19 protein-coding genes are annotated in these 22,529 nt (G+C 61.3%); 11 read left to right on the forward strand and 8 right to left on the reverse strand.

Translation table 11 applies throughout. The annotated features are described in order from the left end of the window. Window positions 1-135: 135 nt before the first annotated feature. Complete coding sequence (locus tag JKA62_RS17735; protein ID WP_201818828.1) at window positions 136-1,509, reverse strand: COG3014 family protein; 1,374 nt, start codon at window positions 1,507-1,509, stop codon at window positions 136-138. Between the two features lie 151 nt (window positions 1,510-1,660). On the opposite strand from JKA62_RS17735, the gene JKA62_RS17740 reads away from it, so the two are divergent. Together JKA62_RS17740 and JKA62_RS17745 are read left to right on the forward strand one after the other, a co-directional pair. Continuing rightward, window positions 1,661-3,556 (forward strand): FTR1 family protein, encoded by a 1,896-nt coding sequence (locus JKA62_RS17740; protein ID WP_201818830.1) that lies wholly within the window; start codon window positions 1,661-1,663, stop codon window positions 3,554-3,556. Window positions 3,557-3,560: 4 nt separating this feature from the next. Beyond that, entirely contained in the window at window positions 3,561-4,016 is a 456-nt protein-coding gene (locus tag JKA62_RS17745) for a YaiI/YqxD family protein (RefSeq protein WP_041475621.1), read from the forward strand. A gap of 48 nt (window positions 4,017-4,064) precedes the next feature. On the opposite strand, the gene elbB is transcribed toward JKA62_RS17745, so the two are convergent. Next, a complete protein-coding gene (gene elbB / locus JKA62_RS17750; RefSeq protein WP_201818832.1) occupies window positions 4,065-4,733 on the reverse strand; it encodes an isoprenoid biosynthesis glyoxalase ElbB in 669 nt (222 codons plus the stop codon). Between the two features lie 115 nt (window positions 4,734-4,848). Here elbB and JKA62_RS17755 point away from each other — a divergent pair, with 115 nt between their 5' ends. Beyond that, window positions 4,849-6,084: a sterol desaturase family protein gene (locus JKA62_RS17755; protein ID WP_201818834.1), complete on the forward strand. Its 1,236-nt coding sequence runs from the start codon at window positions 4,849-4,851 to the stop codon at window positions 6,082-6,084. On the opposite strand, the gene JKA62_RS17760 is transcribed toward JKA62_RS17755, so the two are convergent. Continuing rightward, the gene (locus JKA62_RS17760) at window positions 6,065-6,721 is read right to left on the reverse strand and encodes a DedA family protein (RefSeq protein ID WP_011336495.1); all 657 of its coding nucleotides are present in this window, start codon (window positions 6,719-6,721) and stop codon (window positions 6,065-6,067) included. The two genes, JKA62_RS17755 and JKA62_RS17760, sit on opposite strands and share 20 nt — an antisense overlap. Before the next feature lie 208 nt (window positions 6,722-6,929). Here JKA62_RS17760 and hemB point away from each other — a divergent pair, with 208 nt between their 5' ends. Further along, window positions 6,930-7,943: a porphobilinogen synthase gene (gene hemB, locus JKA62_RS17765; protein WP_007951836.1), complete on the forward strand. Its 1,014-nt coding sequence runs from the start codon at window positions 6,930-6,932 to the stop codon at window positions 7,941-7,943. A gap of 18 nt (window positions 7,944-7,961) precedes the next feature. Then, window positions 7,962-10,187 (forward strand): polyphosphate kinase 1, encoded by a 2,226-nt coding sequence (gene ppk1 / locus JKA62_RS17770; protein ID WP_201818836.1) that lies wholly within the window; start codon window positions 7,962-7,964, stop codon window positions 10,185-10,187. A gap of 66 nt (window positions 10,188-10,253) precedes the next feature. Here ppk1 and ppx read toward each other — a convergent pair whose 3' ends face one another. The 5 genes from ppx to JKA62_RS17795 form a co-directional block, all read right to left on the reverse strand. Next, a complete protein-coding gene (gene ppx, locus JKA62_RS17775) occupies window positions 10,254-11,756 on the reverse strand; it encodes an exopolyphosphatase (protein WP_201818838.1) in 1,503 nt (500 codons plus the stop codon). A gap of 178 nt (window positions 11,757-11,934) precedes the next feature. Further along, the gene (locus JKA62_RS17780) at window positions 11,935-12,672 is read right to left on the reverse strand and encodes an amino acid ABC transporter ATP-binding protein (protein WP_011336491.1); all 738 of its coding nucleotides are present in this window, start codon (window positions 12,670-12,672) and stop codon (window positions 11,935-11,937) included. After that, on the reverse strand, window positions 12,659-13,309 hold the full coding sequence (locus tag JKA62_RS17785) for an amino acid ABC transporter permease (protein WP_011336490.1): 651 nt from the start codon (window positions 13,307-13,309) through the stop codon (window positions 12,659-12,661). Before JKA62_RS17785 ends, JKA62_RS17780 begins: the two co-directional genes overlap by 14 nt. Next, on the reverse strand, window positions 13,306-13,986 hold the full coding sequence (locus tag JKA62_RS17790) for an amino acid ABC transporter permease (RefSeq protein WP_201818840.1): 681 nt from the start codon (window positions 13,984-13,986) through the stop codon (window positions 13,306-13,308). Before JKA62_RS17790 ends, JKA62_RS17785 begins: the two co-directional genes overlap by 4 nt. A gap of 21 nt (window positions 13,987-14,007) precedes the next feature. Further along, window positions 14,008-14,793 (reverse strand): transporter substrate-binding domain-containing protein, encoded by a 786-nt coding sequence (locus tag JKA62_RS17795; RefSeq protein WP_085689913.1) that lies wholly within the window; start codon window positions 14,791-14,793, stop codon window positions 14,008-14,010. Window positions 14,794-15,049: 256 nt separating this feature from the next. Here JKA62_RS17795 and JKA62_RS17800 point away from each other — a divergent pair, with 256 nt between their 5' ends. From JKA62_RS17800 to JKA62_RS17825, 6 genes are all read left to right on the forward strand, one after another. Then, complete coding sequence (locus JKA62_RS17800) at window positions 15,050-15,757, forward strand: FadR/GntR family transcriptional regulator (RefSeq protein ID WP_011336487.1); 708 nt, start codon at window positions 15,050-15,052, stop codon at window positions 15,755-15,757. 120 nt (window positions 15,758-15,877) lie between these two features. After that, window positions 15,878-16,207, forward strand: a complete 330-nt coding sequence (trxA, locus tag JKA62_RS17805) for a thioredoxin TrxA (RefSeq protein WP_003206727.1) — start codon at window positions 15,878-15,880, stop codon at window positions 16,205-16,207. A 250-nt stretch (window positions 16,208-16,457) separates the two neighbouring features. Beyond that, window positions 16,458-17,717: a transcription termination factor Rho gene (gene rho, locus JKA62_RS17810; RefSeq protein ID WP_007951825.1), complete on the forward strand. Its 1,260-nt coding sequence runs from the start codon at window positions 16,458-16,460 to the stop codon at window positions 17,715-17,717. Between the two features lie 171 nt (window positions 17,718-17,888). Further along, window positions 17,889-19,886: an acyltransferase family protein gene (locus JKA62_RS17815; RefSeq protein ID WP_201818842.1), complete on the forward strand. Its 1,998-nt coding sequence runs from the start codon at window positions 17,889-17,891 to the stop codon at window positions 19,884-19,886. A gap of 69 nt (window positions 19,887-19,955) precedes the next feature. Further along, on the forward strand, window positions 19,956-21,422 hold the full coding sequence (gene ubiD / locus JKA62_RS17820; protein WP_064379935.1) for a 4-hydroxy-3-polyprenylbenzoate decarboxylase: 1,467 nt from the start codon (window positions 19,956-19,958) through the stop codon (window positions 21,420-21,422). After that, a complete protein-coding gene (locus JKA62_RS17825; RefSeq protein WP_011336483.1) occupies window positions 21,422-22,390 on the forward strand; it encodes a CDP-6-deoxy-delta-3,4-glucoseen reductase in 969 nt (322 codons plus the stop codon). Before ubiD ends, JKA62_RS17825 begins: the two co-directional genes overlap by 1 nt. Window positions 22,391-22,529: the final 139 nt, after the last annotated feature.

The raw sequence follows: 22,529 nt of genomic DNA on the forward strand, positions 1-22,529 counted from the left end.
GGCGCTGGCCTCCTGCCAATTCCTCATAAAAAGAGGAGCTTTAATGCCGCAACGCGATAGCGCGGGCGCGGCATTATAAGCGGGCGATGCTGGCTATGTAATAGCTTTTTAATTGCATGGTTTAGTTGGGTGCCATTACTTATCCGGCAATCTGGCATTGCCGATGACGTTGGCGACATCTCTCAGAACTCGCAGGTTGACCAACTGGTGATCGCGGTCGATGCGCAGGATGACCGATGACGCTCCGGGCGCATTGGGTGCATTGAATCGATGATCGCCTTTCTTCAGTCTAATGCGTGCCACCAGTGTCTTGTCGGGGAGCGTGCGCCAGGTTCTGGTATCGGCCTCCTCAAAGGGGTCGTGCTCGGTGACAACCAGCGAGGCCTTGGCCGGATTGCGTTCGTTTTCCTGGGCCTGGGAAATGGCGGCCATGTTGGCGCGGAACATCGCCCGGGAAATGATCGCCGGCATGTCATCGCGCAGCGTACGAAACGCCATGTCGGTGACGCTGTTGATCACGGTCAGCGGGCGTTTGCGGCCATCCACCAGGATGTGGTCGAACGCCGGTGTGATGGTGTCCGGCACCAGGATGGGAAACGAGATCGGCGCGGTAATGACCAGGTTTTCATTGAGCCGCACCGGGATCGGCACCGTTACCGAGCTGCGGGCCGGCGCCAGACCGCTCTGGACGACGATCAGAACATCGCTTTCATCATCCTTGGCCGGCGGTTTGTCGAGATTGCGCAACGCCTGTTCGAGGAAGGGCGTGTTCGGGCGCAACTCGATCGCCTGGCGATAACCCGGTGCGGCCAGATCCCGTTCACCCAGCGCTTCATAGGTGAATCCGGCCAGGTAATGGCTGAAAGCACTCTGGTAGCCGTTCTTCAGTTCAATCACCGCCGGCGCATCCAGGGTGGTGACGGGATAGCCCTGCAGATCTTTGTATTGCACGATGATGCCTTGAGCTTTGGCCTGTTCCTCGAGCTCTTCATACTGGCGCTCCCGCTGGCGGGCGATCAGTGCTTCACGTTCGTGGGTCTTCTTGATGTCTGCCCGGGCGCCGTCGAAATCACTTTCACCCAATTGGTTGAGGGCCATCTGTGTGGTCAGCATGACTTTTTCGTAGTCATAGCCTTCGTAGCGGCTGAGCTTGTCATTGACCAGCATGGTGCCCATTTCATAGGCAAACCGGTTGAGCAGCTTCATGGGGGCGGAAGGCACGGCTTCTTCACGCTGGAACACCATCCGGTCGGCGCTGCGCCAGGCTTTCTGGCTCTGCGGGCGGGCGTTGGCGAAGCTGAGAATCGAACCCTTCTCGAAGTAGTAGAGCAGGTCCTTGTCTTCCCACGGGTTGTGCCACTCCAGCACATCCAGGGCGCCCTGATAGTCGCCGAGCATCAACCGGTCATTGGTCTGCTGCATTTCCAGATCGTAATTGCGATAAGCCGCGCAGCCGCTCAGTTGCAGGATCGCGCTGATTAATACCGGGAGCAGCAAGCATTGGCGCATGGAGTGCAGCTCTTCCTTGAACAGAGAGGCGATAGGTGACGGATTATAGGGGCGGGCAATGGCCATGTGCCGGGTATTGGAGAGAAAGCTTGAGGGAATCGCGCTCGAAGTGAACAATATGTAACTTCGCATTTCCACTTGAGACTCATTCATGACTGCCGCGTCCCGATTTCTGGCCTGGCTGGTGTTCCCGTTGTGCGCCCTGAGCAGCTTCAATCTGCTGGCCGACACCGTGGAAGGCGCGCCGCAAGCGCTGCACCTGCTCGATTACATCAGCGCCGATTACCCGCCGACGGTTGAGGCAGGCAAGGTCACTGACGACGGCGAATACCGCGAGCAGCTGGAATTCACCCAAGTGCTGCAAGGGCTGATCGCCGGCCTGCCGGCCAAGCCGGAGAAAGTGGCGCTGGAGCAGGGCGTCACTGCCTTGCACGCCGCGATCACGGCGAAACAGGATGGCGCGGACGTCGCCCGTCAGGCCCGGCAACTGGGGGCGAAACTGGCGGTGGCCTATGAAGTCAGCCAGGCCCCGATCATCACGCCTGATCCGACCCGTGGTGCGCCGCTCTACGCGCAAAACTGCTCGGTGTGCCACGGCGACGCGGGTGCCGGCGACGGCCCGGCGGGCCTCGGCATGACGCCGGCACCGGCCAATCTGCGCGACGCTGCGCGGATGGATCACCTGAGCCTGTATGCGATCTACAGCACCCTCGGCCAGGGCGTCGAAGGCACTGACATGCCAGCCTTTGCCGATCAACTGGACGACCGTCAGCGCTGGGATCTGGCGACCTATATCGCGCAGTTCAGCGCCGATCCGGCCACGGCCAAATCCGACAAGACCTACAATATCGCCGACCTGGCCCGCCAGACCCCGGCCGAAGTGCAGGCCGCCGAAGGCCCTGAAGCCGCGGCGATCTTCCGTGTACAACGGGCGCAGCCGCCGCAGGTCAAACGCGGCCCGGCGCAGTTGCTCGACTACACTGCCGCGACGCTGGACAAGAGCCTGGCGGCGTACCGCGCCGGTGAACACGATCAGGCTTACGACCTGTCGGTGGCGGCGTATCTGGAAGGCTTCGAACTGGTCGAGAGCTCGCTGGACAACGTCGACGCCAACGTGCGCAAGGACACCGAAAAATCCCTGATGGCCTATCGGCAATCGCTGCAGGACGGCTTGCCGGTGGAGCAGGCCGAACAGCGTCTTGACGCGGCCAAGGCCAAACTCAAGGAGTCCGCCGGCTTGCTGGGCAGCGACGGTCTGAGCTGGTCCCTGAGCTACATCTCCGGTCTGTTGATTCTGCTGCGCGAAGGCCTGGAAGCGATTCTGGTGCTGGCGGCGATCCTCGCGTTCCTGCGCAACACCGGCCAGCAATCGGCGGTGCGCAGCGTCAACGTCGGCTGGGGGCTGGCGCTGCTGGCTGGCCTGGGAACCTGGGCGCTGGCGGCCTATGTGATCGATGTCAGCGGCTCCCAGCGTGAGCTGTTGGAAGGCGCCACGGCGCTGTTCGCCAGCGTCATGGTGTTGTGGCTCGGGGTGTGGATGCACGACCGTCGGCACGCGGCGGCCTGGCAGGATTACATCAAGCAGAGTCTGGTTGGCGGAGGCGGGCGTTTCGGGTTTGCGATCCTGGCATTCTTCTCGGTGTACCGCGAACTGTTCGAAGTGATCCTGTTCTACGAAACCCTGTGGCTGCAGGCCGGTCCCGCCGGGCATAACGCGGTACTTGCTGGTGGTGCGACGGCATTGGTGTTGCTGTTCGGTCTGGCGTGGGTGATCCTGCGCGGCTCGGCGAAACTGCCGCTGGCGCTGTTCTTCAGCATCAACGCAGCGCTGCTGTGCGCGTTGTCGGTGGTGTTTGCCGGCCACGGCGTGAAGGCGCTGCAGGAAGCCGGGATCTTCGGTACCCGGCCGGTGGCGTTCTTCGATTTCGACTGGCTGGGGATTCACGCCGATGCGTATTCGCTGACGGCGCAGGCCGTGGCGATCGCGGCGATCATCGTGCTGTACGGTCGCAGTCGGGTGGCTGAAAAGCGCCGAGTGGCGGCTTGAGATGATGCGCGTATGGATCGATGCCGACGCTTGCCCGAAGATGGCCAAGGAGTTGGTGGTCAAGTTCGCCCTCAAGCGCCGCTTCGAAGTGGTGCTGGTGGCGGGGCAGCCGCAGAGCAAGCCGGCGCTGGCGCTCGTCAAGCTGATCGTGGTGCCGAGCGGCCCGGATGCGGCGGACGATTATCTGGTGGAACACGCGGTGCCGGGCGAACTGGTGATCTGCAGCGACATCCCGCTGGCCGACCGACTGGTGAAGAAGGGTGTGGCGGCGCTGGACCCGCGAGGCAAGGAGTTCGACGCGCAGAACATGGGTGAACGGCTGGCGACTCGCAATCTGTTCACCGACCTGCGCGAGCAGGGCCAGGTCAGCGGCGGCCCGGCACCGTTCGGTGACCGGGAAAAGCAGGCGTTCGCTAATGCGCTGGACCGGATACTGACGCGGCTGGCGCGCCAATCCTGAGTCTTTGATCGTTCCCACGCTCTGCGCGGAAACGATCACCGCCGCCAATCAGGCGTCGTTTTCGTGGGTCAGTTCCAACACCCGATCCACCAGTTTGTTGATCCCCGAAGCCGCCTCACTGATCGACTGCGCCAGCATGTAGGCCGGGGTGGTCACCAGTTTGCGCGCCTTGTCTTCGATGATGTCGGTCACCGCGCAGTCTTCGTGGGTGGCGCCCATCTTGTTCATGACGGCGGCCGTGTCGGCGTCGTTGCCGATGGTGCAGGTCACGCCCGGGCCATAGATCTTCGCGGCCAGCGCCGGCGAGATGCAGATCAGACCCACCGGTTTGCCCGCTTCGGCAAAGGCTTCGGCCAGCGCCAGCACTTGCGGCTGCACGGTGCAGCCGGCGCCTTCGATGGCGAAGTTCGACAGGTTCTTCGCCGCACCGAAACCACCGGGCACGATCAGCGCATCGAAATCCTCGACATCGGCCTCGCGCAGATCCTTGACGTCGCCCCGGGCGATGCGTGCCGATTCCACCAGCACGTTGCGCGATTCGGGCATCTCTTCACCGGTCAGGTGGTTGATTACATGCAATTGCGCGATGTTCGGGGCGAAGCACTGCACCTGAGCGCCGCGCTGGTCGAGGCGCAAAAGGGTGATAACGCTCTCGTAGATCTCGGCGCCGTCGTACACGCCGCAACCGGACAGGATCACTGCAACTTTTTTGCTCATGGGTTTCTCTCCAGATTCATGGCGTTAAATGTCCTCTAATTTGTCGTTCGTTGCCATAGGATCAAGCCGCGGCTACACCTAGGATCTGTGCTACAGATTCCGACCAGGGCGCGTCATGAACTTCATCCTGTATGCGGTACCGTTTTTCTTCGTATTGATTGCGGTGGAGCTCATCGCCGACCGTTGGCGCGGGGTGAGCAACTATCGCCTGGCCGATGCGGTGAACAGCATCAGCACCGGGGTGTTGTCGACCACCACCGGCCTGTTGACCAAGGGCGTGGGCCTGGTGACCTATGGGTTTGCCCAGGAGCATCTGGCGCTGTTCAGCTTGCCTGCGGACAGCGTCTGGGTCTGGGTGTTTGCCTTTGTCCTCTATGACTTCTGCTATTACTGGCTGCACCGCATGGGCCATGAGCGCAACATCCTCTGGGCCGCGCATTCGGTGCATCATCAGAGCGAGGACTACAATCTTTCCACGGCCTTGCGTCAGACCAGCACCGGGTTTCTGCTGAGCTGGATCTTCTACCTGCCGATGGCCGTGTTCGGGGTGCCGTTGCTGGTGTTCGTCAGCGTTGCGGCGCTGAATCTGCTCTATCAGTTCTGGGTCCATACCCGGCACATTCCCAAGCTCGGCTGGTTCGAGTGGTGCTTCGTCACGCCGTCCAATCATCGGGCCCACCATGCACAGAACGCTCTCTACATGGATCGCAACTACGGCGGGGTGTTCATTATTTGGGACCGTCTGTTCCGCTCGTTCCAGGAAGAGGACGACAACGAGCCGGTGATTTTCGGCGTGACCACGCCGCTGGCGAGCTGGAATCCGTTGTGGGCCAACCTGCAGTTTTACGCGCAGCTGTGGGACGACGCGCGTCGGGCCGAGCGTACGTGGGACAAGCTCCGGATCTGGTTCATGCGCACTGGCTGGCGTCCGGCGGACGTCGCGGCGAAGTACCCGATGAGCAAGCCGGACCTGAGTCAGTTCCGCAAATTCGAGGTGCCGCTGAACAGCCGTCAGCAGTGGTACGTGGGGTTGCAGTTTGGCGTCTATGTGGCGCTGGGCAGTTATCTGATGAATCTGGAACACAGTCTGCCCACCCGTGCATTGGTACTCGGCTGGGGCGCGGTGGCGTTCGGTTTGTTCGTGTTGGGCGTGGCCCTGGAGAATCGCCCGTGGGCGGGTAAGCTGGAAGTGCTGCGGCTGGCATCGAACCTGCCGCTGGTGTGGCTGGCGCCGCTGGTCGGGCTGTGGCCGGCCAGCCCGGGGATGTGGGTCGGCCTGCTCAGTTACAGCGTGCTCAGCGGCATCGGGCTGTATGGCTGTCGCCAGCGACTTACTCGGCTGGCGTCTTAGGATCGGCGGCGTTGGTCATTTCGGTTTTGTGTCGTTCGGCCTTGGCCAGCAGCTCGGCCTGTTCTTCCTCGTAAACCTTTTTCGCCAGCCGGGCATTCTTGAACCGGCGGCGCAGCCACAGGCCCAGGCCGAGTACCAGCAGCGCGCCCAGCACCCACAACTCATACTTCTTGATGCTGCCGAGCATGCCTTCGAGCACGGCGCCGAAATGGTAAGCGGCGGCGGCCAGGGCGGTGGCCCAGATCGCGGCGCCGATACCGTTCAGCAGCAGATAGCGTCCCGGCGGATAGCCCGAGAGGCCGATTGCCACCGGCATCACCGTGCGCAGTCCGTACACGAAGCGAAAGCTCAGGACCCAGATGTCCGGGTGCTTGCGGATGTGTTCCAGCGCGCGGTCGCCCATCATCTGCCAGCGCGGTTTGCGCGCCAGCAACTTGCGCCCGTGCTTGCGGCCCAGGAAGTACCACAGCTGATCGCCGGCATAACTGCCGAAGAACGCCACGACCACCACCAGTTTGATGTCCATGTATTCACGGAACGCGAGGAAGCCCGCGAGCACCAGGATGGTTTCGCCTTCGAAAAACGTCCCGAGAAACAGGGCAAAGTAGCCGAAGTCATGCAGAAATTGTTGGAGCATTGTCTGGGTGCTGGCGAAATGAACGCGCAGCCTAACCCTTCGGACACATTCAGGAAAGTGTCGAAATGTGTCTCGACGTGAACATTTCCTACACGGACAATGGAAAGCGACTACCTGTCGCAGGGGTGCACATAACTGTCATACGACCGTCATAATGGCCATCTATAACTGTCACGCTCGCCCGTTTGCGCGGGCTCAGGAGTCTGCCGTGAGCTTTACCCCAGCCAACCGTCTGTTCCCTGCCACCCGCCTGCGTCGCAATCGCCGTGATGATTTTTCCCGGCGGCTGGTGCGTGAGAATGTGTTGACGGTCGATGACCTGATCCTGCCAGTGTTCGTGCTCGACGGTGAAAATCGCCGCGAAGCTGTGGCTTCGATGCCGGGTGTCGAGCGCCTGACTATCGATCTGCTGCTTGAAGAAGCCGCCAAATGGGTCGAGCTGGGAATTCCGGCGCTGGCGCTGTTCCCGGTCACCCCGCCTGAACTCAAATCCCTCGATGCCGCCGAAGCGTGGAATCCCGAAGGTATCGCTCAGCGCGCCACCCGTGCGCTGCGTGACCGATTCCCCGAGCTGGGCGTGATCACCGACGTCGCCCTCGACCCGTTCACCACTCACGGTCAGGACGGCATTCTCGATGAAGAAGGCTATGTGCAGAACGACATCACCGTCGACGCACTGGTCAAACAAGCCTTGTCCCACGCCGCTGCGGGCGCCCAGGTGGTTGCCCCGTCGGACATGATGGACGGCCGCATCCAGGCGATCCGCGAAGCGCTGGAGCTGGCCGGTCACGTCAACGTGCGGATCATGGCCTACTCGGCCAAATACGCCAGCGCCTATTACGGCCCGTTCCGCGATGCCGTGGGTTCGGCGGCGAACCTGGGCAAGGCGAACAAGGCCTCCTATCAGATGGACCCGGCCAACAGCGACGAAGCCCTGCACGAAGTGGGCGCGGACTTGTCTGAAGGCGCGGACATGGTCATGGTCAAGCCCGGCATGCCGTACCTGGATATTTTGTTCCGGGTAAAAGATGCCTTCAAAGTGCCGACCTTCGTCTATCAGGTCAGCGGCGAATACGCCATGCACATGGCGGCGATCCAGAATGGCTGGTTGAGCGAAGGCGTGATCCTCGAATCCCTGACCGCCTTTAAACGTGCCGGCGCTGATGGCATCCTGACTTACTTTGCTGTCCGTGCCGCTCAATTGTTACGAGAGCAGAAATAGCCCTCCCAGGAACATTCGATGAATACCGAAGGACTCACTGAAGTTGCCGTAAAAGACGCTCAACCCGTGGTCGAGCAGATTACCGAAACCCCGCCGGAACTCGAGCCTGCGCCACCCGCGCAGGCGGCAGAGCCCGTCGTGGCGGTTCCGGCGATCGCGATTCCCGGTCTGGATGACAGCAGCCTGTACATCCACCGGGAATTGTCGCAACTGCAGTTCAACATCCGCGTGCTGGAACAGGCGCTGGACGAGTCCTACCCGTTGCTGGAGCGGCTGAAGTTCCTGCTGATCTTCTCCAGCAACCTCGACGAATTCTTTGAAATCCGCGTCGCCGGCCTCAAGAAACAAATCACCTTCGCCCGTGAACAGGCCGGCGCCGATGGCCTGCAACCGCATCAGGCCCTGGCCCGCATCAGCGAGCTGGTGCACGGTCATGTAGACCGCCAGTACGCGATCCTCAACGACATCCTGCTGCCGGAGCTGGAAAAGCATCAGGTGCGCTTCATCCGCCGGCGCAACTGGACAACCAAGCTCAAGACCTGGGTGCGCCGCTATTTCCGCGACGAGATCGCGCCGATCATCACCCCGATCGGCCTCGACCCGACGCACCCGTTCCCGTTGCTGGTGAACAAGAGCCTGAACTTCATCGTCGAGCTCGAGGGCATCGACGCCTTCGGTCGCGATTCCGGTCTGGCGATCATCCCGGCACCGCGTCTGCTGCCGCGGATCATCAAGGTGCCGGAAGAAGTCGGCGGCCCTGGTGACAACTATGTGTTCCTGTCGTCGATGATCCACGCCCACGCCGATGACCTGTTCCAGGGCATGAAGGTCAAGGGCTGCTACCAGTTCCGCCTGACCCGAAACGCTGACCTGGCGCTTGATTCCGAAGACGTCGAAGACCTGGCCCGCGCCCTGCGTGGCGAGTTGTTCTCCCGCCGTTACGGTGATGCCGTGCGTCTGGAAGTCGCCGACACCTGCCCGAAACACCTGTCGGACTACCTGCTCAAGCAGTTCAACCTGAGCGAGACCGAGCTGTATCAGGTCAACGGTCCGGTGAACCTGACGCGTCTGTTCAGCATCACCGGCCTGGACAGCCATCCGGAGCTGCAATACACGCCGTTCACGCCGCAGATCCCGAAACTGCTGCAAAACAGCGAGAACATTTTCAGCGTGATCAGCAAGCAGGACATCCTGCTGCTGCACCCGTTCGAGTCGTTCACCCCGGTGGTCGATCTGCTGCGCCAGGCCGCCAAGGACCCGCACGTTCTGGCCGTGCGCCAGACTCTGTATCGCTCCGGCGCCAACTCGGAAATTGTCGATGCGCTGGTGGACGCCGCGCGTAACGGCAAGGAAGTGACGGCGGTCATCGAGCTGCGTGCGCGCTTCGACGAAGAATCCAACCTGCAACTGGCCAGCCGTCTGCAAGCGGCCGGGGCGGTGGTGATCTACGGCGTGGTCGGCTTCAAGACCCACGCCAAGATGATGCTGATCCTGCGCCGCGAGCAGGGCGAGATCGTGCGTTACGCGCACCTCGGCACCGGTAACTACCACGCCGGCAACGCCCGCCTGTACACCGACTACAGCCTGCTGACTTCCGACGACGCCTTGTGCGAAGACGTCGGCAAACTGTTCAGCCAATTGATCGGCATGGGCAAGACGCTGCGGATGAAGAAGCTGCTGCATGCGCCGTTCACCCTGAAGAAGGGCATGCTCGACATGATCACCCGCGAGACGCAATTCGCGCTCGACGGCAAACCGGCGCACATCATCGCCAAGTTCAACTCGCTGACCGATCCGAAGATCATCCGCGCGCTGTACAAGGCCAGCCAGTCCGGCGTGCGCATCGATCTGGTGGTGCGCGGCATGTGCTGTCTGCGTCCGGGCATCGCCGGGGTTTCGCACAACATTCACGTGCGCTCGATCATCGGCCGCTTCCTTGAGCACACCCGAGTGTTCTACTTCCTCAACGGTGGCGAGGAGCAGATGTTCCTGTCCAGCGCCGACTGGATGGAGCGCAACCTCGACAAGCGCGTCGAGACCTGCTTCCCGGTGGAAGGCAAGAAGCTGCTGACCCGGGTCAAGAAAGAGCTGGAGCTGTACCTGACCGACAACACCCACAGCTGGAGCCTGCAATCGGACGGCCGCTACATTCGCAACACGCCAACCGGCAACCAGAACCCGCGCAGTGCGCAGGCGACGTTGCTGGAGCGATTGGGCAGCCCGATTCTGCCGGTGAGCAGCTGACCGCAGGTTTCATAGCCATAAAAAAGGCGATCCATCCGGATCGCCTTTTTTGTGCCTGCCCGTTACTCAATGCACGGTCAGGACAATCCCCACCCGCGTCAGCCATTCGGCCTCAAGCCCGAAATCCGCCTGGGTCAGCTGATTCTCATCCAGCCAGTTCTCAGGGAATTCCACGTCGAGGTGGTTGCCGTTGGCATGCAGCGTCACTTGCGGCATCGCCTGGGTGCCACGAATGTGGTGGAACAGGATGGCGAAACGCAGCAGCACACACAGACGGATCAGCTTGTCGCCGTCGTCTCCGAACTCGGCGAACTTGTCTTTGGGGATGTTGCGACGGTGGCCACGCACCAGCAGCGCAAGCATCTGCTGGTCTTCGCGGGAGAACCCGGCGAGGTCCGAGTGTTCGATCAGGTAGGCACCGTGCTTATGGTAGTGATAGTGAGCGATGTCGAGCCCGACTTCGTGCACTTTCGCCGCCCAGCCCAGCAGTTCGCGCCAGATACCGTCGTCCAGCTCCCAGTCCACGGCCACTTGATCGAACGCGTGCAGGGCTTTGCGCTCGACCCGCGCGGCCTGTTCGAGGTCGACGTGGTAGCGCTCCATCAGCGAGGTCAGAGTACGTTCGCGCACGTCTTCGTGGTGATGGCGGCCGAGCAGGTCGTAAAGTACGCCTTCACGCAGCGCGCCTTCGCAGTGATCCATGCGTTGCAGTTCGAGGGCGTCGAAGATCGCTTCGAGAATCGCCAGACCGGCCGGGAAGATCGCCCGACGATCCGGCTTGATGCCTTCGAAATCGATCTTGTCGACATCGCCGAGCTTGAACAGGCGACGCTTGAGCCACGCCAGACCTTCGGCATTCACTTCGCCGGTGCCGTGACCGCCGGCCTTCAGCGCCAGGCCGATGGCGCGGATGGTGCCCGAGGAGCCGATGGCTTCATCCCAGGTCAGGCGATGCAAGGCGTGTTCGATGCTCATGATTTCCAGCCGCGCCGCCGTGTAGGCCTGGGCGTAGCGGGCCGGGGTGATTTTGCCGTCCTTGAAATAGCGCTGGGTGAAGCTCACGCAGCCCATTTGCAGGCTTTCGCGCAGCAGCGGTTCGAAACGCTGGCCGATGATGAATTCGGTACTGCCGCCGCCGATGTCGGCGACCAGGCGTTTGCCCGGGGTGTCGGCGAGGGTGTGGGACACGCCGAGGTAGATCAGGCGGGCCTCTTCACGGCCGGAGATGACTTCCACCGGATGGCCGAGGATTTCTTCGGCACGGCGGATGAATTCGCCACGGTTGCGCGCCTCGCGCAGGGCGTTGGTACCGACGATCCGCACGGCGCCCAGCGGCATGCCGTTGATCAGTTGGGCAAAGCGCTTGAGGCAGTCGAGGCCGCGCTGCATGGATTCTTCGTTGAGCTGGCGCTCATCGTCGATGCCGGCGGCCAGCTGAACCTTTTCCCCGAGCCGTTCGAGAATACGGATTTCGCCGTTCTGGGCCTTGGCCACGACCATATGGAAGCTGTTGGAGCCCAGGTCGATCGCGGCGATCAGGGACAGATTCTTGGCTTGGGATTGCGGCATGGTCAGGGGGTCTCGGTCGATAACCCCGACATCGTGCCACGATCAAACGCTGCCGCCAACGCGCATGGTTCAAACCCTTGATTCAGCGCATAAAGTCTCAAGACCGCGGCGCGGCCATTCGCGGGCTTGGTCCGGGCGGCGATCCGACGATGAGGCCAGAAAAGTCTCTGAGAATCCTTCAGGCAGTCGCTTCCACGGTGCCAATGAAATTCGCCAGTTCCGGCGTCTGCGGATCGGCAAACAGCACTTTCGGATCGCCCACCTCGTGCACCTTGCCCTGATGCATGAACACCAGTTTGTCCCCGACCTCCCGGGCGAAGCGCATTTCGTGGGTGACCATGATCAGCGTCATGCCTTCCTTCGCGAGCTGGCGGACCACGCTGAGCACTTCGTTGACCAGCTCCGGATCCAGCGCCGAGGTGATCTCGTCGCACAGCAGCACCTTCGGCGACATCGCCAGCGCCCGGGCAATCGCCACGCGCTGTTGCTGACCGCCGGAGAGACGCTCAGGGAAGGCATCGAACTTCTCACCCAGACCCACACGTTCCAGCATCCGCCGCGCGAGTTCCTGCGCTTTGGCCTTGGGCACTTTCTGCACCACTTGCGGCGCGAGCATCACGTTTTCGCCCACCGTCAGGTGCGGGAACAGGTTGAACTGTTGGAACACCATCCCGACCTTTTGTCGCAGGCTGCGCAGGTCGGCGCGGGCGGCATCCAGGTATTCGCCGTCGACTTCGATCACGCCGTCGTTGATCGATTCCAGACCGTTGAGGGTGCGCAGCAGGGTGGACTTGCCCGAGCCGCTGCGGCCGATGATCGCCACCACTTGGCCTTCCTCGACGCTCAGGTCGATGCCTTTGAGCACGTGGTGATCGCCGTAATATTTATGCAGGGCGGAAATTCTAAGCAGAGGCATGCAGTCTCCTTTCCAGGTAGCGCGCACTGAGGGACAGGGGGTAGCAGAGCAGGAAGTAGCCCAGGGCGACGAGGCCGTAGACCATGAACGGTTCGAAAGTGGCGTTGGCGAGCATGCCGCCGGTCTTGGTCAGTTCGGTGAAGCCGATGATCGAGGTCACCGCGGTTCCCTTGACCACTTGCACCGAAAAACCCACGGTTGGCGCTACGGCGATGCGCAGCGCCTGCGGCAGGATCACGTAGCGCAGTTGCTCCAGCGGATTCAGCGCCAGGCTCGACGAAGCTTCCCACTGACCGTGGGGAATCGCCTCGACGCAGCCGCGCCAGATCTCCGCCAGATAAGCACTGGTGAACAGCGTCAGGGCAATCGCCGCCGCCATCCACGGCGAAATCTCCACCCCGGCCAGCGCCACGCCGAAAAACACCAGAAACAGCTGCATCAACAGCGGTGTGCCCTGAAACAGTTCGATCCAGGTGCGGGCGATGCTGCTGGGCAGCGGGTTTTTCGAGATGCGCATGATCAGGATCAGCAACCCGACGATCCCGCCGCCGATGAATGCCACCAGCGACAGCGCCAGCGTCCATTGCAGGCCGGTGAGCAGGTTGCGCAGGATGTCCCAGAACGTGAAGTCGCTCATTGGCTGCTCCTTGCGCTGCTTTTCGAGAGGTAGCGCCGACCGAGCCAGTTCAGCAACTGCCGGATCAGCAGCGCCATGCACAGATAAATGAGGGTGGTCAGAGCGTAGGTTTCAAAGGCGCGGAAGTTGCGCGACTGAATGAAGTTGGCAGCGAAGCTCAACTCCTCGGTGGCGATCTGCGAACACACCGCCGAACCGAGCATGACGATGATGATCTGGCTGCTCAGCGCCGGCCACACTTTGCCCAGTGCCGGCAGCAGCACCACGTGGCGGAACGCTTCGAAACGGCTCATCGCCAATGCCGCCGCTGCTTCCAGCTGACCGCGCGGAATCGCCTGGATGCCGGCGCGGATGATCTCGGTCGAGTACGCACCGAGGTTGATCACCATCGCCAGCACCGCCGCCTGCCACTCGGAAATCTGCACGCCGAGGGACGGCAGGCCGAAGAAGATGAAGAACAGCTGCACCAGGAACGGCGTGTTGCGGATCAACTCCACGTACACGCCGAAGATCGTCGAGAACGGGCGGATCTCCCACGCCCGCACCAACGCCCCGACGATGCCCACGCCAACCCCGAACAGCGCGCCGATGGCCGTCAGCTCAAGGGTGAACAACGCCCCGCGCAGCAGCAGGTCGGTGTTTTCCACCACCGGCAAGAAATCGAACTGATAGGCCATGAAAGTCTCCCGCGGCGCCGATCAGAGGTCGGCCGGCAGCGGCTCTTTGAGCCAGGTCTGCGCGTTCTTTTCCAGCGCGCCGTCAGCCTTGGCGGTAGCCAGGATCTCGTTGACCTTGCCCAGCAGCGCCGGCTCGTTCTTGTTCACGCCGACGTAGACCGGAGAATCCTTGAGCTTCACTTTCAGCGCGGGCACGCGTTTCGGGTTCTTTTCGCTGATCGCGACCATCACCACGTTGCCGCTGGCGATCAGGTCGACCTGGCCTGCGAGGTAGGCGGCGATGGTCGAGTTGTTGTCTTCGAAGCGCTTGATGGTCACGCCTTCGGGGGCGACCTTGGTCAGCTCGATGTCTTCGATGGCACCACGGGTGACGCTGATGGTTTTGCCCTTGAGATCGTCGAGGGTGCTGACGGCTGCGTCCGGCGGGCCGAACACGGCGAGGTAGAACGGCGCGTAGGCGCGGGAGAAGTCGATGACCTTCTCCCGCTCGGGGTTCTTGCCGAGGCTGGAAATCACCAGATCGACCTTGCCGGTGGTGAGGAACGGGATGCGGTTGGTGCTGTTGACCGGGGTGAGTTCGAGTTTGACCTTGAGCTGTTCGGCCAGCAGTTTCGCGGTGTCGATATCGAGGCCGCGCGGCTTCATGTCCGGGCCGACCGAACCGAACGGCGGAAAGTCCTGAGGCACGGCGACTTTCAAGGTGCCGCGTTTGACCACGTCATCCAGACCGTCGGCATGGGCGGGGGCCTGGCTCAGCATCAGACCGGCAAACAGGGCGGCGAGGAGGGCGCTGTAACGCTTCGTCATGGACAATCTCCGGATCGGCGGGAAGTGAATTCTGCGATCGGACAGAGCACGGGGCGTGCCAAAACGCCGATTTCGCTATGCAAAGCCACGGGTTTAGCGGGTTTGTTCGGTCTTACTGGTCTGAACAGTCAGGTCGGGTTTCGCACTGCGATAGCGCATCGGCTTGCGCCGCCGAACCCCGCTGGGGCACGACTTGCCTGATCCTTCGAATAGCATTACAACTGGCCGCACCTTGGCCTGGTCCGTCTGGAAAACCATGAACTCGATCTCCCGCGCCGTACCCGAAGTGGCGCTGCAAGCGATCCGCAAACTGATTACCGAGCAGGGCTTCGGCCCCGGCGATGCGTTGCCCTCGCAACGGGATCTGGCGGTTCAGCTGGGCGTCAGCCGCGCTTCGTTGCGTGAGGCGTTGTCGTCATTGAGCGCGCTGGGTGTGGTCAGCATCCAGCCGGGCAAAGGCGTGTTCGTGCAGGCACCGGTGGAGCTGCCGCGTGGCGAGGGCGCGCCGGCCTGGCCGTTTGCCGCCCAGGCTTCGCCGCTGGAAATCTTTCAGTTGCGCTATGCGCTGGAAGGGTTTGCGGCCGGTCTGGCGGCGGTGACGCTGAGCACGTTTGATCTGGACGAACTGGAAGACAACGTTGCCGCCATGCGCGAGCAACTGCGCGTCGGTGACTTCGAGGCAGCGGCGAAACTGGATTTCGAATTCCACCGGCGGATCCTGCTGGCCAGCGGCAATCAGGCGATGCTGAGCATCCTCACCGCCAGCGCCGACATCTTTCTGGAGAGCCAGAAACTACCGTTCATCCGCGCCGAGCGGGCCATGGAAACCTGGCAGGAACACCGCAAGATCCTTCGCGCACTGGCCCGTCGGGCGTCAGCCGCTGCACAGAAAGCCATGCAGGAGCACGTGCGCAACGCGGCCCTGCGTACCGGAATTTCCTTCATCGCCCCCGCCAGCGCGTGACTTGAGCTATACCCAAACTCATCGAGTGCCATAGCAAGACTCAATCATCTGCGGCTTCCTGAACAAGGGAAGGGCGGCTATGATGGGCCACGTTTTTTTGCTTACAACCTGGAGAATTCCATGAGCAGCGATCTGATCAAACACGTTAGCGACGCTAGCTTCGAAGCCGACGTACTCAAGGCCGAAGGCGCTGTCCTGGTCGACTACTGGGCTGAATGGTGCGGCCCTTGCAAAATGATCGCTCCGGTTCTGGACGAGATTGCAGAGACTTACAAAGGCAAGCTGACCGTCGCCAAGCTGAACATCGACGAAAACCAGGAAACCCCTGCCAAGCACGGCGTACGTGGTATTCCGACCCTGATGCTGTTCAAGAACGGCAACGTGGAAGCGACCAAGGTCGGCGCTCTGTCGAAGTCGCAACTGGCTGCTTTCCTCGACGCCAACATCTAAGCGTCGCGGTAAAGATTGTCCGCAAAAAGCCCCGCAAATTGCGGGGCTTTTTGCGTATTCAGGGCTAGACGCTCCGAAACTCAGGTGGTACATTCGGCCCCGCACTGGTTTCTCCACTGCCCCCTGCTAGCCGTCGCCGACGCACTCCTTTTCGAATAAGTACGCGATCCTGTCGCCTTCTCCGCGGCGCGGCCTCATTAAGCCAAAAGCTTAATTTCCCCCCCTCCATAAATGATTACGTCATTCCTATATGAATCTGACTGAACTCAAGCAAAAGCCGATTACCGAACTGCTCGAATTGGCCGAACAGATGGGCATAGAAAATATGGCCCGTTCGCGCAAGCAGGACGTGATTTTCTCCCTGCTGAAAAAGCACGCTAAAAGCGGTGAGGAAATCTCCGGTGATGGCGTGCTGGAGATTCTCCAGGACGGCTTCGGCTTCCTGCGCTCCGCTGACGCTTCCTACCTCGCCGGCCCTGACGACATCTACGTCTCGCCGAGCCAGATCCGCCGTTTCAACTTGCGTACCGGTGACACCATCGTTGGCAAGATCCGCCCTCCTAAGGAAGGCGAGCGTTATTTCGCCCTGCTCAAGGTTGACACGATCAACTTCGATCGTCCTGAGAACGCGAAGAACAAGATTCTTTTCGAGAACCTGACCCCGCTGTTCCCGAACGTGCGCATGAAGATGGAGGCCGGCAACGGTTCCACCGAAGACCTGACCGGTCGTGTGATCGACCTGTGCGCTCCGATCGGCAAAGGCCAGCGTGGTCTGATCGTTGCACCGCCGAAAGCCGGTAAGACGATCATGCTGCAAAACATTGCAGCGAACATCGCCCGTAACAATCCTGAAGTTCACCTGATCGTGCTGTTGATCGACGAGCGTCCGGAAGAAGTGACCGAAATGCAGCGCACCGTGCGTGGCGAAGTGGTTGCCTCGACCTTCGACGAGCCGCCGACCCGTCACGTGCAAGTGGCTGAAATGGTGATCGAGAAGGCCAAGCGCCTGGTCGAACACAAAAAGGACGTGGTGATCCTGCTCGACTCCATCACCCGTCTGGCCCGTGCCTACAACACCGTGATCCCGAGCTCCGGCAAGGTGCTGACCGGTGGTGTCGATGCCCACGCCCTGGAGAAACCGAAGCGTTTCTTCGGCGCCGCGCGCAACATCGAAGAAGGCGGCTCGCTGACCATCATCGCCACCGCGCTGGTTGAAACCGGCTCGAAGATGGACGAAGTGATCTACGAAGAGTTCAAGGGCACCGGCAACATGGAGCTGCCACTGGACCGTCGTATCGCCGAGAAGCGTGTGTTCCCGGCCATCAACATCAACAAGTCCGGTACCCGTCGCGAAGAGCTGCTGACCGCCGACGACGAACTGCAGCGTATGTGGATCCTGCGCAAACTGCTGCACCCGATGGACGAAGTGGCGGCCATCGAGTTCCTGGTCGACAAGCTGAAAACGACCAAGACCAACGACGAATTCTTCCTGTCGATGAAGCGCAAGTAACATCGCCGGTTGATTCAGAAAATGGCGCCCCTTTGGGGGCGCCATTTTTTTGCCTGTTTTTTGTCCGGCCGGCAGGAGGTTTGCGATCTGGTAAGGTCAGTGACTTGGCAAAACAACAAGCAGCGTTCGATGCTGTACAAAAAACAACCATCTGATTGGCATTAGAGATTTATGAGCACACTCGCTTATCGAAGGGATATCGACGGCTTGCGGGCAGTCGCGGTGATTGCCGTGGTGCTGTTCCATTTTGGCGTCCCGGGTTTCACCGGCGGTTTTGTCGGTGTGGACGTGTTTTTCGTGATTTCCGGTTACCTCATCACCTCGATCATCTGGAACCAGCGCCAGACCGGCCGTTTCAGTTTCGTCGAGTTCTGGTCGCGGCGTGCGCGGCGGATTCTGCCTGCGCTGTTTGCGATGATCATCGCGGTGCTGGCGGTGGGCTGGTTTCTCATGGCGCCCAAGGACTACGAAGAGCTCGGGCGCTCGGTGCGTTATCAGGTGATGTTCGTCTCGAACATCCTGTTCATGCGCCAGGACGGCTATTTCGATGTCGCCTCGGACCTCAAACCGCTGCTGCACACCTGGTCGCTGGCGGTGGAGGAACAGTTCTATATCGTCTTCCCGCTGTTGCTGACGCTGATGTCGAGTCGCTTGAAACACTGGCGGCTGGCGTTGTTCGGCGTACTGCTCGTGTCGTTCGGGCTGAGCGTCTGGGCGGTCCATCAGCACCCGGAAAAAGCCTTCTTTCTGTTACCGATGCGAGCGTGGGAGCTGCTGGCCGGAGCGATGCTGGCGATCGCGCCGATGCATGGCTGGCGCCTCAAGCCGATGGCGGCGCAATTCTTGAGCTTGCTCGGCATGGGCCTGATTCTGTTGGCGGTGTTCGGTTTCGACAAGCGCACGCCGTTTCCCGGTGCGGCTGCATTGCTGCCGGTGCTTGGCGTTGTGCTGCTGATTCTGGCCAACGGTCATCGCCAGACCTGGGTGGGTCAATTCTTGAGCAGTCGGGCCATGGTCGGCCTGGGCCTGATTTCCTATTCCTGGTATTTGTGGCACTGGCCGGTGTTCGTGTTTTCCAGCTACGCCAGCGTCGAGGAACCGGGCGCCTTCGACAGCGCCGGGATGATCCTGCTGACGCTGGTGCTGGGTTATCTGTCATGGAAACTCATCGAGACGCCATTTCGCGAGCGTCGCGTCTTGGCCGGGCGTCGGCAGATTCTCCTGGCCGGTGCCTGCGGCGTGCTGGTGCTTGGGTTGGCCGGACAAACCCTGCGCTGGACCGATGGGTTGCCATGGCGGTTGTCCGATCAGGCGCTGCAATACGCCAAGGGCCGTGAATGGCGGCCGGAGTTGATGGCATGCCTGGCCGACGACAAGACTCCCGATGACAAGCTGTTTTGCCATTACGGATTGCAAAACCGTGCTTCGCGGGCGCTGGTCTGGGGCGACAGTCATGCCACGGCGTTGATCCCGGTCTTTGATGACGGGGCAAAAGCCCATGGCGTCAGCGTGATGCTCGCCAGTTCGCCGGGCTGCATACCGGTGGAAGGTCTTGAGCATGACGCCCGCTGCGCGCGGTTCAACCAACGAGTGGTGCAGGCAATCAAACCGCAAGCCGTCAGTGATGTGGTGCTGGTTGCGCGCTGGAGTCTGTATCTCTATGGCGATGCCAAAGGTGATCTGGGCCATGTCTTGAGAACGCCTGACGGGCAATACGACCGTGCCGTCGCCGAGCAACGCCTGACTGATGGTCTGCGCGCGCGGGTGGCGCAGTTGCGGGCCGGTGGGCATCGGGTCTGGCTGGTAAAAGAGGCGCCGTTGCAGGACTTCAGCCCGCCATACCGTCTGACGCGGCTGGCGATGCTCGATCGTCCTGTGGACGACGTCGGGTTGAACGTCGCTGAACACCACAAACGCCAGGCTTTCATCAGTCAGCTGTTCGCTGATCTGGCGAAGGATCCGGCGGTACGCGTCATCGATCCGGCGCCGAAGCTGTGCGATGAGAGCGGTCTTTGCCGTGCAGAGCTCGGTGGTTACTCGCTGTACACCGATGACAATCACCTGTCGGAGGTCGGCGCACGTTTCGTGGCACCGATCCTCGAACCCTTGTTTGTTAGCCTGCAGGCCAGGACAAATCTTGGAAAAGGTCAGGCGAATGCAGCCAAGTAAGCAGTGACGGGCTGCCAGCGACCGGCATAGCAGGTAGGATGTACGCCTATTTTGAGGGTGCCATCGTCAATGAAATTCAAGGATCTTCGGGATTTCGTGCAGCAGCTTGAGCAGCGCGGAGAGTTGAAACGCATCCAGATTCCCGTCTCGCCGGTGCTGGAAATGACCGAGGTGTGCGACCGCACGTTGCGGGCCAAGGGCCCGGCGTTGCTGTTCGAAAAACCGACCGGCTATGACATTCCGGTGCTTGGCAACCTGTTCGGCACGCCCGAGCGGGTCGCCATGGGCATGGGTGCCGAGTCGGTCAGCGAGCTGCGCGAAATCGGCAAGCTGCTGGCGTTCCTCAAGGAACCTGAGCCGCCGAAGGGCTTGAAAGACGCGTGGTCGAAGCTGCCGATCTTCCGCAAGATCATCGCGATGGCGCCGAAAGTCATCAAAGACGCACCGTGCCAGGAAGTGGTCATCGAAGGCGACGACGTCGATCTGGCGATGCTGCCGGTGCAGACCTGCTGGCCGGGCGACGTGGCGCCGCTGATCACCTGGGGCCTGACCGTCACCAAAGGTCCGAACAAGGATCGGCAGAACCTCGGCATCTACCGTCAGCAAGTGATCGGCCGCAACAAGGTCATCATGCGCTGGCTCAGCCACCGTGGCGGTGCGCTGGATTTCCGTGAGTGGTGCGAGAAGCATCCGGGCCAGCCGTTCCCGGTGTCCGTGGCTCTTGGCGCGGATCCTGCGACCATTCTTGGCGCGGTGACGCCGGTACCGGACAGCCTCTCCGAATATGCCTTCGCCGGTCTGCTGCGCGACAGCCGCACGGAGCTGGTGAAGTGCCGTGGCAACGACCTGCAAGTGCCGGCGACTGCCGAAATCATTCTCGAAGGCGTGATTCATCCGGGTGAAATGGCCGATGAAGGCCCGTACGGCGATCACACCGGTTACTACAACGAAGTCGACAGCTTCCCGGTGTTCACCGTCGAGCGCATCACCCACCGGATCAAGCCGATCTACCACAGCACCTACACCGGCCGTCCGCCGGATGAGCCGGCGATTCTCGGTGTGGCACTGAATGAAGTGTTCGTGCCGATCCTGCAGAAGCAGTTCCCGGAGATCACCGACTTCTACCTGCCGCCGGAAGGCTGCTCGTACCGCATGGCCGTGGTGACGATGAAGAAGTCGTATCCGGGCCACGCCAAGCGCGTGATGCTGGGTGTCTGGTCGTTTTTGCGACAGTTCATGTACACCAAGTTCGTTATTGTCACCGACGACGACATCAACGCGCGGGACTGGAACGACGTGATCTGGGCCATCACCACGCGCATGGACCCCAAGCGCGACACGGTGATGATCGACAATACGCCGATCGACTACCTCGACTTCGCTTCGCCGGTGTCGGGGCTCGGCTCGAAGATGGGCCTGGACGCCACCCACAAGTGGCCGGGCGAAACCACTCGCGAGTGGGGCCGCGTCATCGTCAAGGATGACGCCGTCACCCAACGGATCGATGCCATCTGGAATCAGTTAGGAATAGATTGATGCGTGTAACCCTGCAGCCCTCCGGAGCGGTGCTCGAGATACAGCCCGGAGAGCGGATTCTCGATGGCGCGCGGCGCCTGGGCTACGAATGCCCGCGAAGCTGCCGCAATGGCAATTGCCATGTGTGTGCGGCACTGCTGGTGGAAGGCCGGGTCGAACAGGCCGGCAAGGTGCACGACCACGGCGAGTTCTACACTTGCATAGCGGAGCCGCTGGAAGACTGCATCGTGCTGTGGGATGGCGTGCTCGCGCTGGGAGAACTGCCCGTGCGCAGCGTGTCGTGTCAGGTCATCGAATGCCGGGACGTCGGTGGCGATACCTTTCGTGTGCGCCTGCGGGCACCGGCCGGCAAGCCGCCGCGCTATCACGCCGGTCAGTATTTGATGATCGAGCGCGAGAATGGCGAGAAATCGGCGTTCTCCATGGCTTCGGCGCCTCACGGCGGGCGCGATCTGGAAATCCATGTGCTGGCGCGCGAATCCAGTGCGCTGAGCCTGATCGATCAGCTCAGGCGCAACTCGATGGTGCGGGTCGAACTGCCGTTCGGCGATACCCACCTGGCGGAACTGCCGGACGGGCCGCTGGTGCTGATCGCCGCTGGTACTGGCATGGGCCAGATCCACAGCCTGATCGAGCATTGCCGGGCCACGGGCTTCAAACACCCGGTGCATCTGTATTGGGGCGTGCGTCGTCCGGAAGATTTTTATGAAATCGAGCATTGGGACGAATGGCTGAAGTTGCCCAATCTGTTCCTGCACAAAGTGGTCAGTGACCAGTGCGGCTGGGAGGGGCGCTGCGGCATGTTGCACGAAGCGGTATGTGAGGATTTCCCTGATCTGAAATCGCTGCACGTCTATGCCAGTGGCTCTCCGGCCATGGTCTACGGCACGCTGGATGCGCTGGTCGAAGCCGGGATGGATGCCCATCAGATGCGTGCGGATGTATTTGCTTACGCACCCCGCTCCTGAGTTCTTTATAACTCTCCATATAACCTACCGGTATTTATGTAATTACATAAATACCGGTAGGTTATATATCCATCAGGCAATCAATTAAGAACTGTGCCATGGCACTCAAATTGCCTTAAAACATATGTGCCTTATTGTT

The organism is Pseudomonas sp. B7 (genome assembly GCF_016735645.1).
Lineage (GTDB): Bacteria > Pseudomonadota > Gammaproteobacteria > Pseudomonadales > Pseudomonadaceae > Aquipseudomonas > Aquipseudomonas glycinae.

Bases quoted from the DNA above. Each gene is read 5' to 3' on its own strand.
- JKA62_RS17735 (WP_201818828.1), bottom strand. From the start codon at position 1,509: ATGCGCCAATGCTTGCTGCTCCCGGTATTAATCAGCGCGATCCTGCAA.
- JKA62_RS17740 (WP_201818830.1), top strand. From the start codon at position 1,661: ATGACTGCCGCGTCCCGATTTCTGGCCTGGCTGGTGTTCCCGTTGTGC.
- JKA62_RS17745 (WP_041475621.1), top strand. From the start codon at position 3,561: ATGCGCGTATGGATCGATGCCGACGCTTGCCCGAAGATGGCCAAGGAG.
- elbB (WP_201818832.1), bottom strand. From the start codon at position 4,733: ATGAGCAAAAAAGTTGCAGTGATCCTGTCCGGTTGCGGCGTGTACGAC.
- JKA62_RS17755 (WP_201818834.1), top strand. From the start codon at position 4,849: ATGAACTTCATCCTGTATGCGGTACCGTTTTTCTTCGTATTGATTGCG.
- JKA62_RS17760 (WP_011336495.1), bottom strand. From the start codon at position 6,721: ATGCTCCAACAATTTCTGCATGACTTCGGCTACTTTGCCCTGTTTCTC.
- ppk1 (WP_201818836.1), top strand. From the start codon at position 7,962: ATGAATACCGAAGGACTCACTGAAGTTGCCGTAAAAGACGCTCAACCC.
- ppx (WP_201818838.1), bottom strand. From the start codon at position 11,756: ATGCCGCAATCCCAAGCCAAGAATCTGTCCCTGATCGCCGCGATCGAC.
- JKA62_RS17780 (WP_011336491.1), bottom strand. From the start codon at position 12,672: ATGCCTCTGCTTAGAATTTCCGCCCTGCATAAATATTACGGCGATCAC.
- JKA62_RS17785 (WP_011336490.1), bottom strand. From the start codon at position 13,309: ATGAGCGACTTCACGTTCTGGGACATCCTGCGCAACCTGCTCACCGGC.
- JKA62_RS17790 (WP_201818840.1), bottom strand. From the start codon at position 13,986: ATGGCCTATCAGTTCGATTTCTTGCCGGTGGTGGAAAACACCGACCTG.
- JKA62_RS17795 (WP_085689913.1), bottom strand. From the start codon at position 14,793: ATGACGAAGCGTTACAGCGCCCTCCTCGCCGCCCTGTTTGCCGGTCTG.
- JKA62_RS17800 (WP_011336487.1), top strand. From the start codon at position 15,050: ATGAACTCGATCTCCCGCGCCGTACCCGAAGTGGCGCTGCAAGCGATC.
- trxA (WP_003206727.1), top strand. From the start codon at position 15,878: ATGAGCAGCGATCTGATCAAACACGTTAGCGACGCTAGCTTCGAAGCC.
- rho (WP_007951825.1), top strand. From the start codon at position 16,458: ATGAATCTGACTGAACTCAAGCAAAAGCCGATTACCGAACTGCTCGAA.
- JKA62_RS17815 (WP_201818842.1), top strand. From the start codon at position 17,889: ATGAGCACACTCGCTTATCGAAGGGATATCGACGGCTTGCGGGCAGTC.
- ubiD (WP_064379935.1), top strand. From the start codon at position 19,956: ATGAAATTCAAGGATCTTCGGGATTTCGTGCAGCAGCTTGAGCAGCGC.
- JKA62_RS17825 (WP_011336483.1), top strand. From the start codon at position 21,422: ATGCGTGTAACCCTGCAGCCCTCCGGAGCGGTGCTCGAGATACAGCCC.